Source organism: Hymenobacter persicinus (genome assembly GCF_004167665.1).
GTDB lineage: Bacteria > Bacteroidota > Bacteroidia > Cytophagales > Hymenobacteraceae > Hymenobacter > Hymenobacter persicinus.
This window is the reverse complement of record NZ_SEWE01000018.1, coordinates 46,108-62,878: the sequence shown is the minus strand read 5'-3', so window position 1 is coordinate 62,878 and position 16,771 is coordinate 46,108. Positions and strand designations below refer to the sequence as shown.

The window sequence follows — 16,771 nt, the reverse complement described above, 5'->3', positions numbered from 1 at the left end:
GAAAATGTAATTCGGGGCTAAACTACCGAGCCGGCCGGTTAGTTTACTATAAGTAGGTGTCCCAAGATAAATTTTGGGTAGCGCAACGACTGCCGCCTATATTTGCGTACCGACTCGTAAGAGCCTTCCTATTTCACTTTTTCCCTTCTGACTATGGCGTTTGACTTAGAAATGATTCAGGCCGTGTATGCCGGTATGGGCCAGCGTATTGAAGCTGCCCGTGCTGCTGTTGGCCGCCCGCTCACGCTGACCGAGAAAATTCTGTACGCCCACTTGTACGGCGGCACTGTCACTCAGTCCTTCGAGCGGGGCGTTTCCTACGTCGATTTTGCCCCCGACCGCGTCGCAATGCAGGATGCCACCGCCCAGATGGCCCTGTTGCAATTTATGCAGGCTGGTAAAACCCAGGCTGCCGTGCCCAGCACCGTGCACTGCGACCACCTCATTCAGGCCCGCGACGGTGCCAACGAGGACTTGGCCGTGGCCAACGACGAAAACCGTGAGGTCTATGACTTCCTGGCTTCGGTTTCCAATAAGTACGGCATCGGCTTCTGGAAGCCCGGCGCCGGTATCATTCACCAGGTGGTGCTCGAAAACTACGCCTTCCCCGGCGGTATGATGATTGGCACCGACTCCCACACCCCCAACGCGGGCGGCCTGGGCATGATTGCCATCGGCGTCGGTGGCGCGGATGCCGTGGACGTAATGGCCGGCATGGCCTGGGAACTGAAATTCCCGAAAGTTATCGGCGTGAAGCTGACCGGCAAGATGAACGGCTGGACTTCCGCTAAAGACGTAATTCTGCGCGTGGCCGGCATCCTGACCGTGAAAGGCGGTACCGGCGCTATTGTAGAATACTTCGGCGAGGGCGCCAACAGCCTCTCGGCCACCGGCAAAGGCACCATCTGCAACATGGGCGCCGAAATCGGAGCTACCACCTCGGTGTTCAGCTACGACGAGAAGATGGGTGACTATCTGCGCGGCACCAGCCGGGCCGACATTGCCGAGGCTGCCGCCGCCGTAGCCCACCACCTGCGCGCCGACGACGAGGTATACGCTGACCCCGCCAAGTACTACGACCAGCTCATCGAAATCGACCTGAACACGTTGGAGCCCTACGTGAACGGTCCGTTCACCCCGGACGCCGCCTGGCCGATTTCGCAGTTTGCCGCCGCCGTTAAGGAGCATGGCTGGCCCGAGAAGCTGGAAGTAGGTTTGATTGGCTCGTGCACCAACTCTTCGTACGAGGACATCACCCGCGCCGCTTCCATTGCGGAGCAGGCCGTAACGAAAGGTTTGACCGTTAACGCTGAGTTCACCGTGACGCCCGGCTCGGAGCTGGTGCGCTACACCGTGGAGCGCGACGGGCTGCTCGACACCTTCGCCCAGATGGGCGGCGTGGTGCTGGCCAATGCCTGCGGTCCGTGCATCGGCCAGTGGGCCCGCCACACCGACGACCCCAAGCGTCGCAACTCGATTATCACCTCGTTCAACCGCAACTTCGCCAAGCGCAACGACGGCAACCCGAACACCCACGCCTTCGTGGCCTCGCCCGAAATTGTGACGGCCTTTGCCATTGCCGGCGACCTGACCTTCAACCCGCTGACCGACACGCTGCCCGGCAAGAACGGCCCCGTGAAGCTCGACGAGCCCCAGGGCGTGGAAATGCCGCCCCGCGGCTTCGCCGTGGAGGATGCCGGCTACCAGGCTCCCGCCGCCGACAGCAGCGCGGTGCAGGTACTCGTGTCGGAAACTTCCGACCGTCTGCAGCTGCTCGAGCCCTTCAAGCCCTGGGAAGGCACCGACCTGATGGGTCTGCGTCTGCTCATCAAGGCTCAGGGCAAGTGCACCACCGACCACATTTCGATGGCCGGCCCGTGGCTGAAGTACCGCGGCCACCTCGACAACATCTCCAACAACATGCTCATCGGGGCCACCAACGCCTTCAACGGCGAGGCTAACTCGGTGAAGGATGGCATGACCCAGGGCACGCCGTACAACACGGTACCCCAGGTAGCGCGCAACTACAAAGGCCAGGGCATCGGCTCGGTCGTGGTAGGGGATGAGAACTACGGGGAAGGTTCCTCGCGGGAGCACGCCGCCATGGAGCCCCGCCACCTGGGCGTGCGCGCCATCATCGTGAAGAGCTTTGCGCGGATTCACGAAACCAACCTCAAGAAGCAGGGCATGCTCGGCCTCACCTTCGCCAACAAGGCCGATTACGACCTGATCGAAGAGGACGATATCATCGACATCATCGGCCTGACCACGTTTGCCCCCGGCGTTCCGCTGCAGGCCCGCCTGCACCACGCCGACGGCGACACGGACCTCATCACGCTCAATCACACCTACAACGAAGGCCAGATTGAGTGGTTCAAAGCCGGTTCGGCCCTGAACCTGATCCGGATGAAGGAAGCCGGCCAGACGCTCTAAGCGCCGCGCTGATTCTGATATAAAATCACTAAAACGGCCGCTCCAGTTTCTGGGGCGGCCGTTTTTTATCACTTTATGTAGCGTTAAGAACGCATGAAACTTAGAATATTTAGGCTATCCGGTTTGCTGGCGCTTGCGGCCCTGGCCGCTGGGGAAGCGGCCGCTCAGGTAGCGACCAAGCCCAAAGTGGTACATAACGACCTCAATACGGTGGAGGAGTTCAACGTGCTGACCACGGACGGTTCAATTCGGCAGGGTTCCTACGTTAAGTACCGCCCAGCTAGCCCCTTTTCGGTACTGACAGTTTTGGTTGCCGGCAACTACGAACTAGGCTTGCCCGAAGGAGAGTGGAGTACTTTTTACGAATCGTATCCGTGGAATAAGCTGCGCAGCCGAGGTAGCTACCACGCGGGTCTGCAGGAAGGACAATGGCTGTACTATCATCATCTCAAAGCACCTAAAAGTTTGGTTCGGGTCGCAACGCCCAACGGCACTAATCGCAAGGACGGCTTCAGCATAAATCTTGACGACTCTACCGCCGTACTACAGGCTAAGGGAGTATATGCCGCTGGTCGGCGGGTAGGTCTGTGGACGTATTATGACCACCACGGCGTAACGATTCAGAAAGTCAACCATTCTGCTAATCAACTGCTGTACTGGCGGCAGGACTCCAGCCGGCAGTTTAGTGGCGAATCTGCCGCACTGAACCATCCGTTGCTGTACGTGGGTGGTAAGTCTCAGCTGCTCAAGGAAATCCTAGAAGCGCTGAAGCTGAAAATGCCAACGCGAATCCTGCCGATAGGCAGCGCTGAATTTGCACTGTCTATCGATCCGAGTGGCCATCAAATGCAGGTAGGTTCAGTGACGCCGCCAGCCTCGACCAAGGACGCGAAGTACCAGGCTTTGGTGGTCGGCGCCTTGAACCTGCTGCCGGCCGACTGGTTGCCCCAGACGACCAACGGCCAGCCCGTAGCAGCCGACTATCATGTGAAGATCAGCTACAGTTCTTTTAGTGAGGGAAACCGGAAGGGGATAAATCTTACAGTAGATCTATTGGGAGACTAACAGCCGGGCAGTGGTTGGCGGAGCAAAACGCTCAGGGCCTGGCCGTGGAGCAGTTGGGAGTAGGAAGTACAAGCAGAAAGAAAGGACAAATGAAGCGTGCTGAGTAGTTGTGAAAATAAACTTTGTAACTCAAAGTTCTTTTGATATACGTTTGCTGCGCTTCCGCCTGACGCTGGGCGGCGACGACTGAGTGTATCCTTTTCTGCCCGTTCCTTATGCGCAAGCTCCTGCATCCCAAGTGGATTATTCTGCTCAACACGCTCCCCACCCTGGCGCTGCTAGCTCTGTGCCTGGCCCAGTTCAATATCATTCATACCCTGCTGCCCCCGGCCAGCGTGCTCGTCTGGCAACGGCTGGGGCTGGGCTTGGTGGTGCTGGCGGCGCTGGCGCTCAACTACGGCCTCTGGCAGCGCCGGCGGGGTGAGCTGCTGGGCGTCGGCTACGGGATGGGGGCGCTGCTGGCCTACGTGGTGGTCGTCTTCATTGCCTTCAGCTACGCCGACGATATTCAGCCCCGGGTGGTGCCCGACTGGATGGTGCCCACGCCGCCGTTGCTCTACCTGTTTACCCTGCTGATGCCCACGCTGGCCCACGCCATGTTCGTGCTCATTGCGGCCGTCACGCCCGAAGACCAGCCTCAGTCCACGGGCCTGAACTTCAGCCTGGCTTTCGCGGTGCCCGTGCTTTGGTTTGTGCTGATTCAGCTGCCGACGTCCTCTTTGGCTGCGGGCTCGGAGTCGTTCTGGGGGCGGCTGTGGGGCCTGCTGTATATGGGGGGCCTGCTGAGCTTTCTGTTTTTCCTGACCCGGGCCGCCTACATCATCGGGATGCGGCGGGAGGCTGGCTGGGGCGAGTTGGGCCTGCTGTGGAAAATCCTGGTCAGCCTGGTGCTGCCCCTGCTGGGGCTGGCCGTCAACAACGGCCACCTGGGCCGGCTCACCCATGATGAGCAGGGCATCTTCGGCAACTTCACCAGCCCCTGGTTTTACGCCCTGGCCGCCCTGAATGCCCTGCTGCTGTGCCTGCCCAACAGCGCCCGGCCGTCTTGGAGGCTGGCGCAGTTCGTGGGCCGCAGCGCGCTGTTTGGCTACACGTGCTACTTCTTCGTGGTGTTTCTGCCCTTTCTGCCCCTGGCGGTGGTAGCCATCATTCTTATCGGGCTGGGTTTTCTGATGCTGGCCCCGCTGCTGCTCATGATGGTGCACCTGCGGGAGCTGACCACGGACTACGACGCGCTGCGGGCTTATTACTCGGCGCGGGTGCTGACGGGCGCCTTCCTGGCGGGCTGGGCCGTGCTGCCGCTCTACGTGACGGCCGCCTACCTGCACGAGCGGGCCACCCTGCACAGAGCCCTCGACTACGTCTACAGCCCTGATTACGCCGAAACCTACCACCTCGACGCCGAGGCCCTAGGCCAGACCCTGCAGGTAGTCAAGCAGCACAAGGAACGCCGCAACGACTTCTTCGCCACCTCCCAGGTGCCGTATCTGTCCACGTACTTCAACTGGCTGGTGCTCGACAACCTCACGCTTTCGGACGCCAAAATCACCACGCTCGAGCGAGTATTTCTGGGCCGGATGCAGCCCGACCCCTGGGTGCGCCGCGGCTGGACGCCCCCGCTGCCGTCCACGGCGGTGCAGCTGCAGCGCCTGAGCAGCACCAGTACCTTCGACGCCCGGCAGCAGGCCTGGGTGAGCTGGGTGAATCTGGACGTGGCCAACCGCAACCCTAGCCAGCGCGGGACCGAGTACGTGACCACGCTGGCCCTGCCGCCCGGCTGCTGGGTCGGCGACTACTACCTCAATATTGGCCGGCGGCGGGAGCAGGGTATTCTGGCCGAGCAAAAGACTGCCGCCTGGGTTTTTGCCCAGATTGTGAATGAGAACAGCTACCGCGACCCGGGCCTGTTGACTTACGCGGGGCCCAACGCGGTATCGTTGAAAGTGTACCCCGTGAATGGCGGGGAAGTGCGCCGCACCGGCGTACAATTGCTGCACAAGGAGCCGTTTGTGCTGACCGTGGACGGGCAGCGCACCGTGCTCGGCGACACCACCCAGGCCCGGCCCACTGCGCCCGTTGCCACGCCCGGCCGGGAAGTGGCCTACGTGAGCGGCGCCGCCAAAAAAAGTCTGCCCCTGGTGCAGCGTAAGCCCTACTACCACTTTCTGCTCGACGTGTCGGCTGGCAAAGCCGCGCAGAAAGCAGACTTCAAGCAGCGGGTGCTGACGGTATTGCAGCAAACCAGCGCCGTTGGTTCGCCCCGCTTTAGCCTGGTCAACTCTTACGCTACGCCTTTGCCCGCCGGGGCCGACTGGCAGCAGCAGCTGGACGCGGCCCCGAACCAGGGCGGGTTCTACCTGGACCGGGCCATTCGTCAGACCTTGGTGGCGGCCCGGCAAAACCCTGCGCCCACCTACCCGGTGCTGGTCGTCGTCACCGACACGCTGCCGCAGGCTATTCTGCCCACCGACTTTGCCGATCTGAGCAGCGCCTACCCCGAAAGCGACGCCTTTTACGTGCTGGCCGCCGACGGGAGCCTAGCGGCCCACTCTCTGCGCCACGAGCCCGGAATTTCGCTGTCCGACAACCCGCCGCTGCTTGCGCCGACAGCCGTGCGGGCCTGGCCCAATGCCCGCCAGGCCCAGGCCTACCTGCCCGATACCGACGCGGCCGAGGTAGTGCTGAACCCCGGGCGGCAGCCCGCCTTGCCGGTCGGCAACGTAGCAGCTGGCCGCTGGCAAACCGGGCTGCTGCTGCGCGGGCAGGAACAGTGGCAGACGCTGCACCCCGAAGTCACGGAGGCCGAGCGGGTGCCCTTCATCCGGGCCAGCTTCCGCTCCCGCATCATGACGCCGTTCACGGCCTATCTGGCCCTGGAAAACGACGCCCAGAAAGCCGCCCTCAGCCGTAAGCAGGAGCAGGTTCTCGACGCCAACGCCGCCCTGGACCTGGACGAGAAAACCACTGAAGTGCCCATCGACGAAGGAGCCCTGCTGCTGCTGCTGGCCGGCGTGGGGCTAGGGCTGCTGCTCAAGCGGGGCAGTTGAGCCGCTTAGTTGGTCGTCCGGTCTGCGCCCCGGCTGGCCGCTGAGCCGCCGCGAAGCCGGCCTTCTTTGCCAAAATCCGTATGAGGGCTAGTTTCGGGCGGAAAGCCCGACGGTATTTATGCAAACTATGCTGCGAAAAATAGCCAAAGGAGCCGCCTACGCGGTAGGAGGAGTGGTAAGCGCGGTGGCCGTGTACGGAGCTGCCGCATTTGGTCTGTCACGTATTCCGGTTGGTAGCCGCAGCCGGCCCCGGCCCAACGACATCGAGGCGTACATTCTCTCCAACGGGGTGCATACCGACATTGTGCTGCCCGTGCGCACGGCCCAGGTCGACTGGAGCGAGCTGGTGCCCTACGCCGACACGCCCGCGGCCGATACCACCATGCGCTACATCGGCTTCGGCTGGGGCGACAAGGGCTTCTACCTCGACACGCCCACCTGGTCCCAACTCAAGGCCAGCACGGCATTCAAGGCCATGTTCTGGCTCGGCACCTCGGCCATGCACACCACCTACCACCACCAGCCCAACGAAGGTCCGGACTGCGTGAAAATCTTTCTTTCCGCCGCCGAATACGCCCGGCTGATCAATTATATCAAGGGTAGCTTCGACTACGACGCGGCCGGCCGGGTGCAGCACATCCAAGGCCACAACTATGGCCTCAACGATACGTTTTACGAGGCCCGGCGCACCTACAACCTGTTTTACACCTGCAACACCTGGGCCAACGACGCCCTGAAAGTCAGTGGGCAGAAGGCCAGCCTCTGGACCCCGATGGATTCGGGAATCTTCTACCAGTACGGCCGCTAGAGTGTCGTCTTAAGCCGGGACTGGCCATAAAAAAACCGGCTGCCGACGCCCCGAGGGCGGCTGGCAGCCGGGCTGAAGAGGTTGACGAAAGAACTCTCCGCGCGCTAGGCTAGTTGAGCCACACTTCTACCACCGGCTCGAAGCGCCGGGTTGCAAAGGCCCCGTAGGGCCGCTCGGCGTAGAAACCCAGCACGTGAATCTGGGAGTCGCCGGTGCGGGCGTTGCGGCGGTATTCGATGGGGTAGACCTGACCCTGGGCGGGCCAGTCGCCGATGTGGTCAGCGGGGCGCCGGGTGGCGTCCACGCAGCGGGCATACTGCTGTACGGGGAGGGGAAAAGGAAGCTTGGTCGTTTTCGTTCTGCGCATATCCAAAAATACGGATATTATCCGAAAGCTAAAAATATTGGGTAATAAAATTCCCGGAATTTTGGCGGGTAAGGTCTCTGTGAACTAGGATTTAACGAAGAAAAAAGTCAATACGTCAAGTGGTTCGTCCAAAGGCGCCGAATTAATTATAGCGGTCAAGGAAGGCTATTTACTAAAATAATTAGTAAATAGCAGCGGCGTGTTACTATCCGCTCCGGCTGCTCATGACTGAACTCGTATTGTATCCCCCCGTAAAGGCCTCCCAGCTCACCCGGCTGCCGGTGTTTACCTGCCCGGTGCCGGCGGGCTTCCCGTCTCCCGCCGACGGCCAGGCTGACGAAATGCTGGACCTGCACCAGTACCTCTTCAAGCAGCCCGCCTCCACCTTTATGGCCCGGGTCACTGGGGAATCGATGCTGGGCGCCGGCATTCACCCGGACGACTTTATCGTGGTCAACCGCGCCATTACCCCCGTCGACGGGCACGTGGTGGTGGCCGTGGTCGACGGCGAGCATACCGTGAAGCGGCTGCGGCAGGAGCCGGGCCGCACCTGGCTGGAGGCGGCCAACGACCGGTATCCGCCCCTGGAGCTGACCGAAGACTCTGACCTGCGCATCTGGGGCGTAGTCACGCACGTGATTCACCCGCTGTTTAAGAAACGCCCCGGCGCGGCCTGGCCCGGCCGGCATTCCCGCCCTTCGGCATAAAGGCCATGTACGCGCTGGTCGACTGCAACAATTTCTACGTGTCCTGCGAGCGGGTTTTTCAGCCCGCTCTCGAAGGCCGGCCCGGCGTGGTGCTGTCGAACAACGACGGCTGCCTGATTTCCCGCTCCGACGAGGCCAAGGCCCTGGGGCTGAAAATGGGCGCGCCCTACCACCAGGTGCGGCCGTTTCTGCGGGAGCACGAGGTGTGGGTGCGGTCTTCGAACTACGCCCTCTACGGCGACATGTCGCGGCGGGTGGTAGAAATCCTGGGGCTGTTCACGCCCGAAGTAGAGGTGTATTCCATCGATGAAGCCTTTCTGAACCTGGCCGGCCTGCGCTACACCGTGCCCGACCTGACCGCCTACGCTACCCGCATCCGGAGTACGGTGCTGCAGTACGTGGGCATCCCGACCTGCGTGGGCGTGGCCCCGACCAAAACCCTGGCCAAGCTCGCCAACCGCCTGGCCCGTCGGACCCGCTGCGGGGTGCTGGTGCTCGAAACCCCGGCCCAGCGGCAGGCGGCGCTGGCCGCCACACCCATCGGGGACGTGTGGGGCATCGGACGCCGCTACGCCCCCAAGCTGCAGGAGTGCAACGTGCGGACGGCAGCCGACCTGGCCGCGCTGCCCGAATCGTGGGTGCGCCGCCGCCTGGGCGGGGTAGTGGGTGTGCGGCTCTGGCAGGAGTTGCAAGGCCAGCCCTGCCTGGAGTTTGAGAACCCCGAGTGGGACGAGGATGGGCAGCTGGTATCGGCCGCCGCGGCCCGGCACACCATCACCCATTCCCGCTCTTTCGGGCAGCCGCAGCAGGAGCAGGCCGTGTTGCAGCAGGCCCTGGCCGCGTTTGTGGCCCGGGCCGCCGAGAAGCTGCGTCGGCAGGGTGGAGCGGCTCACTTGCTCACGGTGTTGCTGGGTACCCGCCAGCCGGGCGAAACGTCGACTTCGCGCACGCACACGGCGGTGCTGAGCTTGCCCGAGGCCACCGAGGACACGGCCGAGCTGATCCGGGCGGCACTGCGGGGGCTGCAAAAGCTCTGGCAACCCGGCGTGGCTTACTACCGCGCCGGCGTGCTGCTGAGCGGCCTAGAGCCGGCCGACCAGCCTCAGCTGCGCCTGTTTGGCTCCACGCCCGAGCAACTGGCCCGCTGCCGACAGCTAATGGCTGCCCTCGATGCCCTCAACCAGCGCTTTGGCCGCCAGACCGTGCGCTACGCGGTGGCCGGCCAGAAAACCCCGAGTTGGAGCGGCCGCGCCGCTTTTAAGTCGGCCCAGTACACCACCAGCTGGCAGCAGCTCTGGACGGTGCGCTGAGTTCCGGGCCGCCGACACGCGCGCTTTTCGGCTAGGGCTGCACCACCAAACGCCGGGTGAGCAGCCCCGCGGGTCCCTGCACCTGCACGAGGTAAATTCCCGCCGGCTGCCCGCTCACATCGAGGCTGATGCTCAACCCATTCAGCTGCTGCGTGGTCAACACCTGCCCCAGCGCATTCAGCAGCCGAACCTGCTGACCGCGAAATTCGGTCGGCACGACCACCTGCACCCGGCCCGAGGTGGGGTTGGGGTACAGCTGCCAGGGCAAAGTACTGGCGGCCGGGCGAGTTGGCAGCACCAGGTTGTAACGGCTCTGGGCGGCATCAGCGGCGGCCTGCAGGGCAGGCAGGGTAGGAGCACCCAGCACGGCAAAGGCCACGACCGTGGAATCGCCGGGCGCGAGGCGGCCCCGGCCCGCGCCCACTACCTGCGACACGTCGGTGCCGGCCGTGGCCCCGACGCTGCTCTGGCGGGCCTTGTTGCTCAGGGTCAGAAACTTTTCGGCCGCGCTGAAGCCGTTGCGCAAATACACGGCCGCCGCGGCGGAAGCGTTGTTGTCGATGGAGTAGCAGGCCGCCGGGCCGCCGGCCAGCAGCTTCACGCCCGCGTACACGGTGGGCGCGGCCGGAGTAAACACGTAGCCCAGGGCCCGGGTCGAGTCCCAGAGCGCGGCGTTGCGGTTGGGGTCGGGGGCCACGTCCCAGTCCATAAATAGCCCCGCGTACAAAGGCTTGAGCGTGTCGGCCGTGACGTTTTTAAGCTGGTATTCCACAATGACGTAGTCCCGGTGCGGGGCATCCGACCAGGCGTAGGCCCGCTGCCGGATGCGCACTCCCACGGTGCGGTTGCGGGTAAGCGTGGGCAATGAATCCTGGAGCACGCCGGCAGCTTCCTGGGTGGCGCGCAGGGGGTGGCGGCGCAGCGCCAGCTGGGTCAGGGCGTAGAAATCCTGGTCGGGCACGTTCCGGTCGTTGCGCACCCGGTCCGACACCCGCGTCGGGCTCGTGGCTACCATCAGGCCGCCCTCGTAGAGCAGCCCGGTGCCGTTGCGGTAGGTTACGCCAGCACCCAGATCCGAGCCCAGGCCGTCATAGCCCAGGTTACCCCGGCTGGTCAGCGTCAGGTGCAGGTCATTGGCGTCGAGCACCACGTAGTCCGGGTTCAGGGTAAGGGAAACGAACTGGTCGGTCTGATAGCCGTTGTCGGCCGTGAAGCGGTAGCGCAGCACGGCGCGGGTATTCAGCGGCACCGCGGCGGCCACCGCCAGTCGGAATGGGGCCGTCGGATTGCTCGTGCGGGCCAGCGTGCCCAGGCTGCCAATGCTGAACGTGCCCTGGCGCACAATGAGGTAGGGCGAAAGGGAGGTAACGGTGAGCGTGAGGCCGCTGATGGGCTGGAGCAGGTTTTGCACTTCCGCCGTCAGGCGCAGCGTGTCGCCGGGCTGGTACACCGGGCGGGCCGGGCTGAAGACGGTCTGCACCACCCGGGCCTCGCGCCGGTCGGTCAGGCGCACGGCCCGGCTCACGTTCAGGCGGCCCGTGCCAAGCTTGCCGCGGAGCCCCGCGTTGCCGGGCAGGTCGTAGATGTCGTCGGCCGTCTGCCGGAGTTGGGCCGCGACTTGGTCGGCGGTGAGTTGCGGAAACCGGGTGCGCACCAGCGCCGCCGCCCCCGCCACCAGCGGAGAGGCGAAGGAGGAGCCATTGACGGCCACGTAGTCACTGTTCGTGTCGCCCCAGACGGTCAGCACGGCCTCGCCCGGCGCCGATACCGACACGTGGGTGCTGTACGTAGCCGGTCCCGACTTCACGTCGGTGGGCGCCAGAGCGGCCACCGACACGACGTGGTCGTAGCTGGCGGGGTAGAAGTCGAGCTCGGCATTGGTATTGCCGGCGGCGGCCACCACCACGGCGTTGCGATTAACGGCGGCGTAGGTAATTACGTCCTGCTCAAACTGGGAAGGGTTGGCCGCATCGCCCCAAGACAGGTTAATAACCTGGCAGCCGTGGTCGGCGGCGTACACGATGGCCTCGTAGCCGGCGAAGCGGCCGGTGGGCGTGTTGGGGTAGATTTTCAGCGGCAGATACTTGCACTTGAAGCCCACGCCGGCCACGCCCTTGCCGTTATCGGCCTGGGCCACGGCCGCGCCCGACACCAGAATGCCGTGGATGGGCTGAAACACGGCCATGTTGTAAGACGCGTCGTTGTCGTTGTCGGCCACGTCCCAGCCCCGAAAGTTGTCCACGTAGCCGTCGTGGTCGTTGTCGAGGCCGTCGATGGGGTCGGCGTAGTTTTTCTTCACCTGATTCACCAAATCCTCGTGGGTGTAGCGCGTGCCCGTGTCGGTAATGGCAATGACCATGCTCGTGTCGCCCTTGGTCACGTCCCAGGCCCCGTAGGCGCGGATGTTCTTCAGGTGAAACTGCCCGTTGACGTTGGTAGAGTCGGCCAGCGGGTCGTTGGGCTGGTAGAGCGGCGCGCGGTAGTAGAGTGGTTCGGCGTACTCCACGGCACCGGTCTGCGCCAGGGCCCGGCAGGCTTTGGCCAGCGCCGCGTCCGGGGCCAGCTCCACCTGGTAAATCAGGCGCAGTTCCACCGAGCCCGGCACTTCCGAGCTGGCCGGCAGGGCGCGGGGAAATTTCTGCCGCAGCTGGGTCGCGCCCAGTCGCTCCAGCGCTGCCAGCAGGCCCGGCACGGCAATGTGGTCGGCCGAGGCTTGGGCGCGAAACGCGGGCTTGAGCTTGAACACCAGCGTGCCCGGCAGCGTGGCGGGGGCCGACGCCGCCGCTGATTGGGCGAAGGCCGGGGCGGCGCCGAGCGTCAGGGCGAGAAAAAGAGCAAAACGTAGCAGTGTCTGCATGGCCGGCCGGATTGGGTGGGTACGGGGTAGGTACGTAAATTTAAGCGCTGCCGGGCTTACTTGCCGGCCCCAATCCGCACTTTTCGACCAACTTCCGTAAAAGCCCTGCCAACCTCTCCGCCCCGTTGCCGACTGCCCATGCTCGAAACCATCCAACGCCACCAAGCCACCCTCGATACGGCCATCAAAGCCCTGCACGGGCGCACGTTCTACGCCGCTTTTCCCGAAAACCCCTCCCCCGAAATATACGGGGCCGACGCCGACCGGCTGGGCCGCGAGGCCTTTGAAAGTCTGCGCGGCCAGCACTTCACCGAACTGCTCCAGCCGGCCCCTGAGCAGTGGGTAGGACAGGAGGAGTCGCCGTACGAGCAGCAACCGCTGGGCGTGAAGTACCCGTTTTTCAGCCCCGCCACGCTCGTGGCCCGGGCCCAGGCCGGCTTCGATGAGTGGCGCCGGCTCAAGCCCGCCCAGCGCGCGGCTTTGCTCACCGAAGCCCTGGACGGCATGCGCAGCCGGTTTTTCGAAATTGCCTACGCCACGATGCACACCACCGGGCAGTCGTACACGATGTCGTTTCAGGCCTCCGGGCCGCACGCCGCCGACCGCGCCCTGGAAGCCATTGCCGCCGGCTACGAGGAGCAGACCCGTTTTCCGGAGGAAACCACCTGGGAAAAGCCCATGGGCAAGTACAACCTGACCATGCGCAAAACCTGGCGGGCCGTGCCCAAGGGCGTAGGGCTGGTCATTGGCTGCTCCACGTTCCCGACCTGGAACACCGTGCCGGGCATGTTTGCCAGCCTCGTAACGGGCAACCCGGTCATCATTAAGCCCCACCCCAAAGCCGTGCTGCCCATTGCCCTCGTAGTAGCGGAAGTGCAGAAAGTACTGTCCGCCTACGGCCTGAGTCCCACCATCTGCCAGCTGGCCGTGGATGCCGACGACCGGCTTATTGCCCGGGAATTGGCCGAGGCGCCGGCCGTCAAGCTCATCGACTACACCGGCGGTAGCCAGTTCGGCGAGTACATCGAGAGCCTGCGGGGCAAAACCGTTTTCACCGAGAAAACCGGCGTCAACAGCATCATCCTCGACTCCTGCGACGACCTGGCGAAGGTGGCCCAGAACCTGGCATTTTCGGTCAGCCTGTACTCGGGGCAGATGTGCACGGCCCCGCAAAACTTCTTCGTGCCCGCCGCCGGCGTGCGGGTAGGCGCCGAGCTCGTACCCTACGACCAGGTAGTGCAGACCCTGGCCGACGCCGTCAGCGGACTGGTGGCCAACCCCAAGGTGGGGCCGCATATTGTGGGCGCCCTACAAAGTGCGGCCACCCACGAGCGGGTGCAGCAGCTGGCCTTCGAGGGCGGCCGCACGGTGCTGGCCCACGGCCCGGTGGCCCACCCGCACTACGAGCAGGCCCGCACCTGCTCCCCCACCATCCACGAAATCGACGCTGCCCGCATCGAGCAGTTCAGCCAGGAGCTGTTCGGCCCCGTGATGCTCATCATCAAAACCCGGGACACGGCCGAAAGTATTCATCTGGCGGCTCACCTGGCCCGGGAGTACGGGGCCATCAGCTGCGGGGCCTACACCACCGACGCCCGGGTCAAGGAGCAGATCATGGACGAAATGAGCCTGGCCGGCACGCCGGTAAGCTTCAACCTGACCGGCAACATCTACGTGAACCAGAACGCCGGCTTTTCCGACTTCCACGTCACGGGCGGCAACCCCGCCGGCAACGCCAGCTTCACTAACCCCGAATTCGTCATCAAGCGCTTCACCTGGGTGGGCTTCCGCGAGCCGGCGTAGGAGGACAAGGGGCTAATGTCATTATGATTGGCCCTCTTCATAAACGACAAACCGCCCCAGCCTGTGCAGGTCGGGGCGGTTTGGTATTGAACTGAACGGTGGAAAAAGTCGGGCCGGAAAGGTTAGCGCGGATTGTTGTTGTACTTGTATTTGCGCGGCGCGTTGGTGGTGCCGGTTTTGTAGGGGTTACGGGCATTGAGGTCGATGCCCAGACCGTCGCCGCGGTTTTTGCGGAAATGGGACTTGTCGTTGGCGCGGCGGGACGACTGAGTTGAAACCGCGTTGTACTTGCGCGGGCTCTGCGTCACGGTATCGTGATTACAGGCGGAGGCCCCGAGCAGGAGCAGGCCGAAGGCAGCTAGGTAGATCCGGATTTTCATACGAGAGAAAGCAAAGAGGAAAAGCCTTCCAGTTAGCGCCAGTCAGCTAGGACTTTGTACTGAAAGTAGCCTTAAAAGGATACAGCCCAACCACGGGCCGCGGCAAAATCGGGCGTCACAAATCGTGCCGCCGACTGTGGCCGCGCGCCTCAACGCCCTAAATTCCCTGGTGCCGCGCCCGCAATAATTGCCACTGCAGCAGCGCGGGACATTAACCGGAACGTATGGCAAAATCGGGGCACAGTCGGGTGAAGCGGGTAGCTCCGCAAGCAAAAGCCCTTCACCGGGTCGGGCAAAGGGCTTTTCAGACAGAACGGTAATGGGCGTCTGCAGCAACAGCCTACAGGATGTGGCGCAAATCTTCGCGCAGGTTGTCGATGCCGCGCATGATTTCGTCCCAGGCGCTGGCTTCCCGGGCAGGCGGTGGCGTGCCGGGCGCCGAGCGGGGGCCCAGCAACTCAGCGAGCTTGGCGCGCTTCACCTCCAGGGCCGCAATGTGCGCATGGTAGGTGTGGGGGGAGTTGGCGGCGGTGGCGTGGGCGCGGTTGCGCAGGGTTTTGATCTTGCCGTCGAGTTCGTCGAGGGCCTGGCGCACTGCTTCCTCGTTGAGGTGCTGCGGTACGCGCACATTTTCGGGGGTCGGAACGTGGGTCATGGGAAACGAAGCTTGGTCATGCCGACGGGGCCGCGGCGGAGTACTTTGCTTTAAGGTACTGCTTTTGCCCGGGAAAGGATACCGCCAATGTTACCAACCTTTTGGCAACGCAAGCTTAATGCAGCCGTCACGGCGGAGCTTGGTCGGCGGCATACCTTTGAGCGTCTGACTGCTACCACCCGTTGCCATGCTCCGCTCCCCGCTGTTGCTTTTGTCCCTGATGACGCTGGCCGTCGGCGCGGCGGCGCAAAACCCGCCGGCCGTAGCCCTCAGCACTACCGTGGCCGGCGGCGCGCCGACTACCGCTCCGGTTCCGGCACCCGTCGTTTACCACGCCGCCGACGAGATGCCCAGCTTTCCCGGTGGGGAGGCCGCCTTTGCCAAGTTTCTGCGAGCCAAAATCAACTACCCCGCCGAGGCCCTCAACCACGGCGCTTCCGGCAAGGTGCACGTGAGCTTCGTGGTCGATGAAACCGGGCGAATCCTCGACGCCAAAGTGGTTAAGGGTCTGGGCTTCGGGCTCGATGAGGAAGCCCTGCGGCTGGTGCGCATTATGCCCTGGTGGAAGCCCGGCCGCATCGGGGGCCAGCCCGTGCGGGTGGCCTACACCATGCCCATCGTGTTTCGGGCGCTGGAATAACTGCCGACTTTTACCGGTCCGCGTCGCCCCACTGCTTGGGTACGCCCAGCTCCCGGGCCAGGGGCGCGGCGGCCGAGGCGTAGAGCCGGCCCAGCAGCTGATTCACGGCCTCGGCCAGCTCGAGATGGTAGTCGGCGTGGAGCTTCTCGGTTTGGCGCAATGCCTCGTGGGTGCGCTTGGCCAAATGCTGCAGCAGGGGCTGGGTAGGGCCGTGCAGCCGGCTGACCAGGGCCGGCTGGTGCTCAAAGACGCGGTTGAGCAGGCGCAGCGTGAGCTCCACCTCCCCGAAGGCGTCGTCGGTAATCCGGGCGTGGTAGCCGATGCGGGACTGAAGCTGGCGCACAATTACGAGCAGGTCGTTGGGCGTTTGGTGAAAGCCGCGCACCGGGTCGTCAATCTGGGTGCGCAGGAGTTGGCGGCGGTCGGCCAGCGCGTCGGGGCCTTCGAGCAGGCGGAAGCCGAGCTGCTCGACCAGCACCGCATCCTGGCTGACGAGGCGGGCCAGCAACTGGTCTTTTTCTTTCTGGGGCAGGTTAAACAGCGCTTTGCGTAGGTCGGGCGGAAGAGCGGGCATGGGGGCGAGAGAATAAGCCCCAATAACAGCAAAAAAGCCGTTTGAGGTCCCGAAGCCCACCAGTTTGGCTGCTGGCCCCGCTCTCCGCGTCGGAGCTGGCGGCTGGCCAGGTGCCAGGCCGGTTG

Annotated in this window: 13 protein-coding genes; 8 read left to right on the top strand and 5 right to left on the bottom strand. The window is 63.9% G+C overall.

Going from position 1 to position 16,771, the window contains the following annotated elements; translation table 11 throughout:
- Nucleotides 1–153: 153 nt before the first annotated feature.
- The 4 genes from EWM57_RS10470 (at nt 154) to EWM57_RS10455 (ending at nt 7,353) form a co-directional block, all read left to right on the top strand.
- Nucleotides 154–2,433 carry an aconitate hydratase gene (locus EWM57_RS10470; RefSeq protein ID WP_129921093.1) on the top strand — a complete coding sequence of 760 codons (2,280 nt, stop codon included), beginning with the start codon at nt 154–156 and terminating at the stop codon, nt 2,431–2,433.
- Nucleotides 2,434–2,526: 93 nt separating this feature from the next.
- The gene (locus tag EWM57_RS10465) at nt 2,527–3,498 is read left to right on the top strand and encodes a toxin-antitoxin system YwqK family antitoxin (protein ID WP_129921092.1); all 972 of its coding nucleotides are present in this window, start codon (nt 2,527–2,529) and stop codon (nt 3,496–3,498) included.
- Nucleotides 3,499–3,713: 215 nt separating this feature from the next.
- A complete protein-coding gene (locus EWM57_RS10460; RefSeq protein ID WP_129921091.1) occupies nt 3,714–6,545 on the top strand; it encodes an MSEP-CTERM sorting domain-containing protein in 2,832 nt (943 codons plus the stop codon).
- A gap of 127 nt (nt 6,546–6,672) precedes the next feature.
- Complete coding sequence (locus EWM57_RS10455; RefSeq protein ID WP_129921090.1) at nt 6,673–7,353, top strand: TIGR02117 family protein; 681 nt, start codon at nt 6,673–6,675, stop codon at nt 7,351–7,353.
- Between the two features lie 109 nt (nt 7,354–7,462).
- On the opposite strand, the gene EWM57_RS10450 is transcribed toward EWM57_RS10455, so the two are convergent.
- Entirely contained in the window at nt 7,463–7,720 is a 258-nt protein-coding gene (locus tag EWM57_RS10450) for a hypothetical protein (protein WP_129921089.1), read from the bottom strand.
- A gap of 224 nt (nt 7,721–7,944) precedes the next feature.
- Here EWM57_RS10450 and EWM57_RS10445 point away from each other — a divergent pair, with 224 nt between their 5' ends.
- A complete protein-coding gene (locus EWM57_RS10445) occupies nt 7,945–8,427 on the top strand; it encodes a LexA family protein (protein ID WP_129921088.1) in 483 nt (160 codons plus the stop codon).
- 5 nt (nt 8,428–8,432) lie between these two features.
- Entirely contained in the window at nt 8,433–9,737 is a 1,305-nt protein-coding gene (locus EWM57_RS10440) for a Y-family DNA polymerase (RefSeq protein ID WP_129921087.1), read from the top strand.
- Between the two features lie 31 nt (nt 9,738–9,768).
- Here EWM57_RS10440 and EWM57_RS10435 read toward each other — a convergent pair whose 3' ends face one another.
- Nucleotides 9,769–12,594, bottom strand: a complete 2,826-nt coding sequence (locus tag EWM57_RS10435) for a S8 family peptidase (protein WP_129921086.1) — start codon at nt 12,592–12,594, stop codon at nt 9,769–9,771.
- A gap of 138 nt (nt 12,595–12,732) precedes the next feature.
- Here EWM57_RS10435 and paaN point away from each other — a divergent pair, with 138 nt between their 5' ends.
- On the top strand, nt 12,733–14,397 hold the full coding sequence (gene paaN / locus EWM57_RS10430; RefSeq protein ID WP_129921085.1) for a phenylacetic acid degradation protein PaaN: 1,665 nt from the start codon (nt 12,733–12,735) through the stop codon (nt 14,395–14,397).
- 122 nt (nt 14,398–14,519) lie between these two features.
- On the opposite strand, the gene EWM57_RS10425 is transcribed toward paaN, so the two are convergent.
- Both EWM57_RS10425 and EWM57_RS10420 read right to left on the bottom strand, forming a co-directional pair.
- On the bottom strand, nt 14,520–14,777 hold the full coding sequence (locus tag EWM57_RS10425; protein WP_129921084.1) for a hypothetical protein: 258 nt from the start codon (nt 14,775–14,777) through the stop codon (nt 14,520–14,522).
- A gap of 340 nt (nt 14,778–15,117) precedes the next feature.
- Nucleotides 15,118–15,432: a hypothetical protein gene (locus tag EWM57_RS10420; RefSeq protein ID WP_129921083.1), complete on the bottom strand. Its 315-nt coding sequence runs from the start codon at nt 15,430–15,432 to the stop codon at nt 15,118–15,120.
- 187 nt (nt 15,433–15,619) lie between these two features.
- Between EWM57_RS10420 and EWM57_RS10415 the strand changes: the two genes are divergently transcribed.
- Nucleotides 15,620–16,072, top strand: a complete 453-nt coding sequence (locus tag EWM57_RS10415) for an energy transducer TonB (RefSeq protein WP_129921082.1) — start codon at nt 15,620–15,622, stop codon at nt 16,070–16,072.
- A gap of 10 nt (nt 16,073–16,082) precedes the next feature.
- On the opposite strand, the gene EWM57_RS10410 is transcribed toward EWM57_RS10415, so the two are convergent.
- Nucleotides 16,083–16,646 (bottom strand): hypothetical protein, encoded by a 564-nt coding sequence (locus EWM57_RS10410; protein WP_129921081.1) that lies wholly within the window; start codon nt 16,644–16,646, stop codon nt 16,083–16,085.
- Nucleotides 16,647–16,771: the final 125 nt, after the last annotated feature.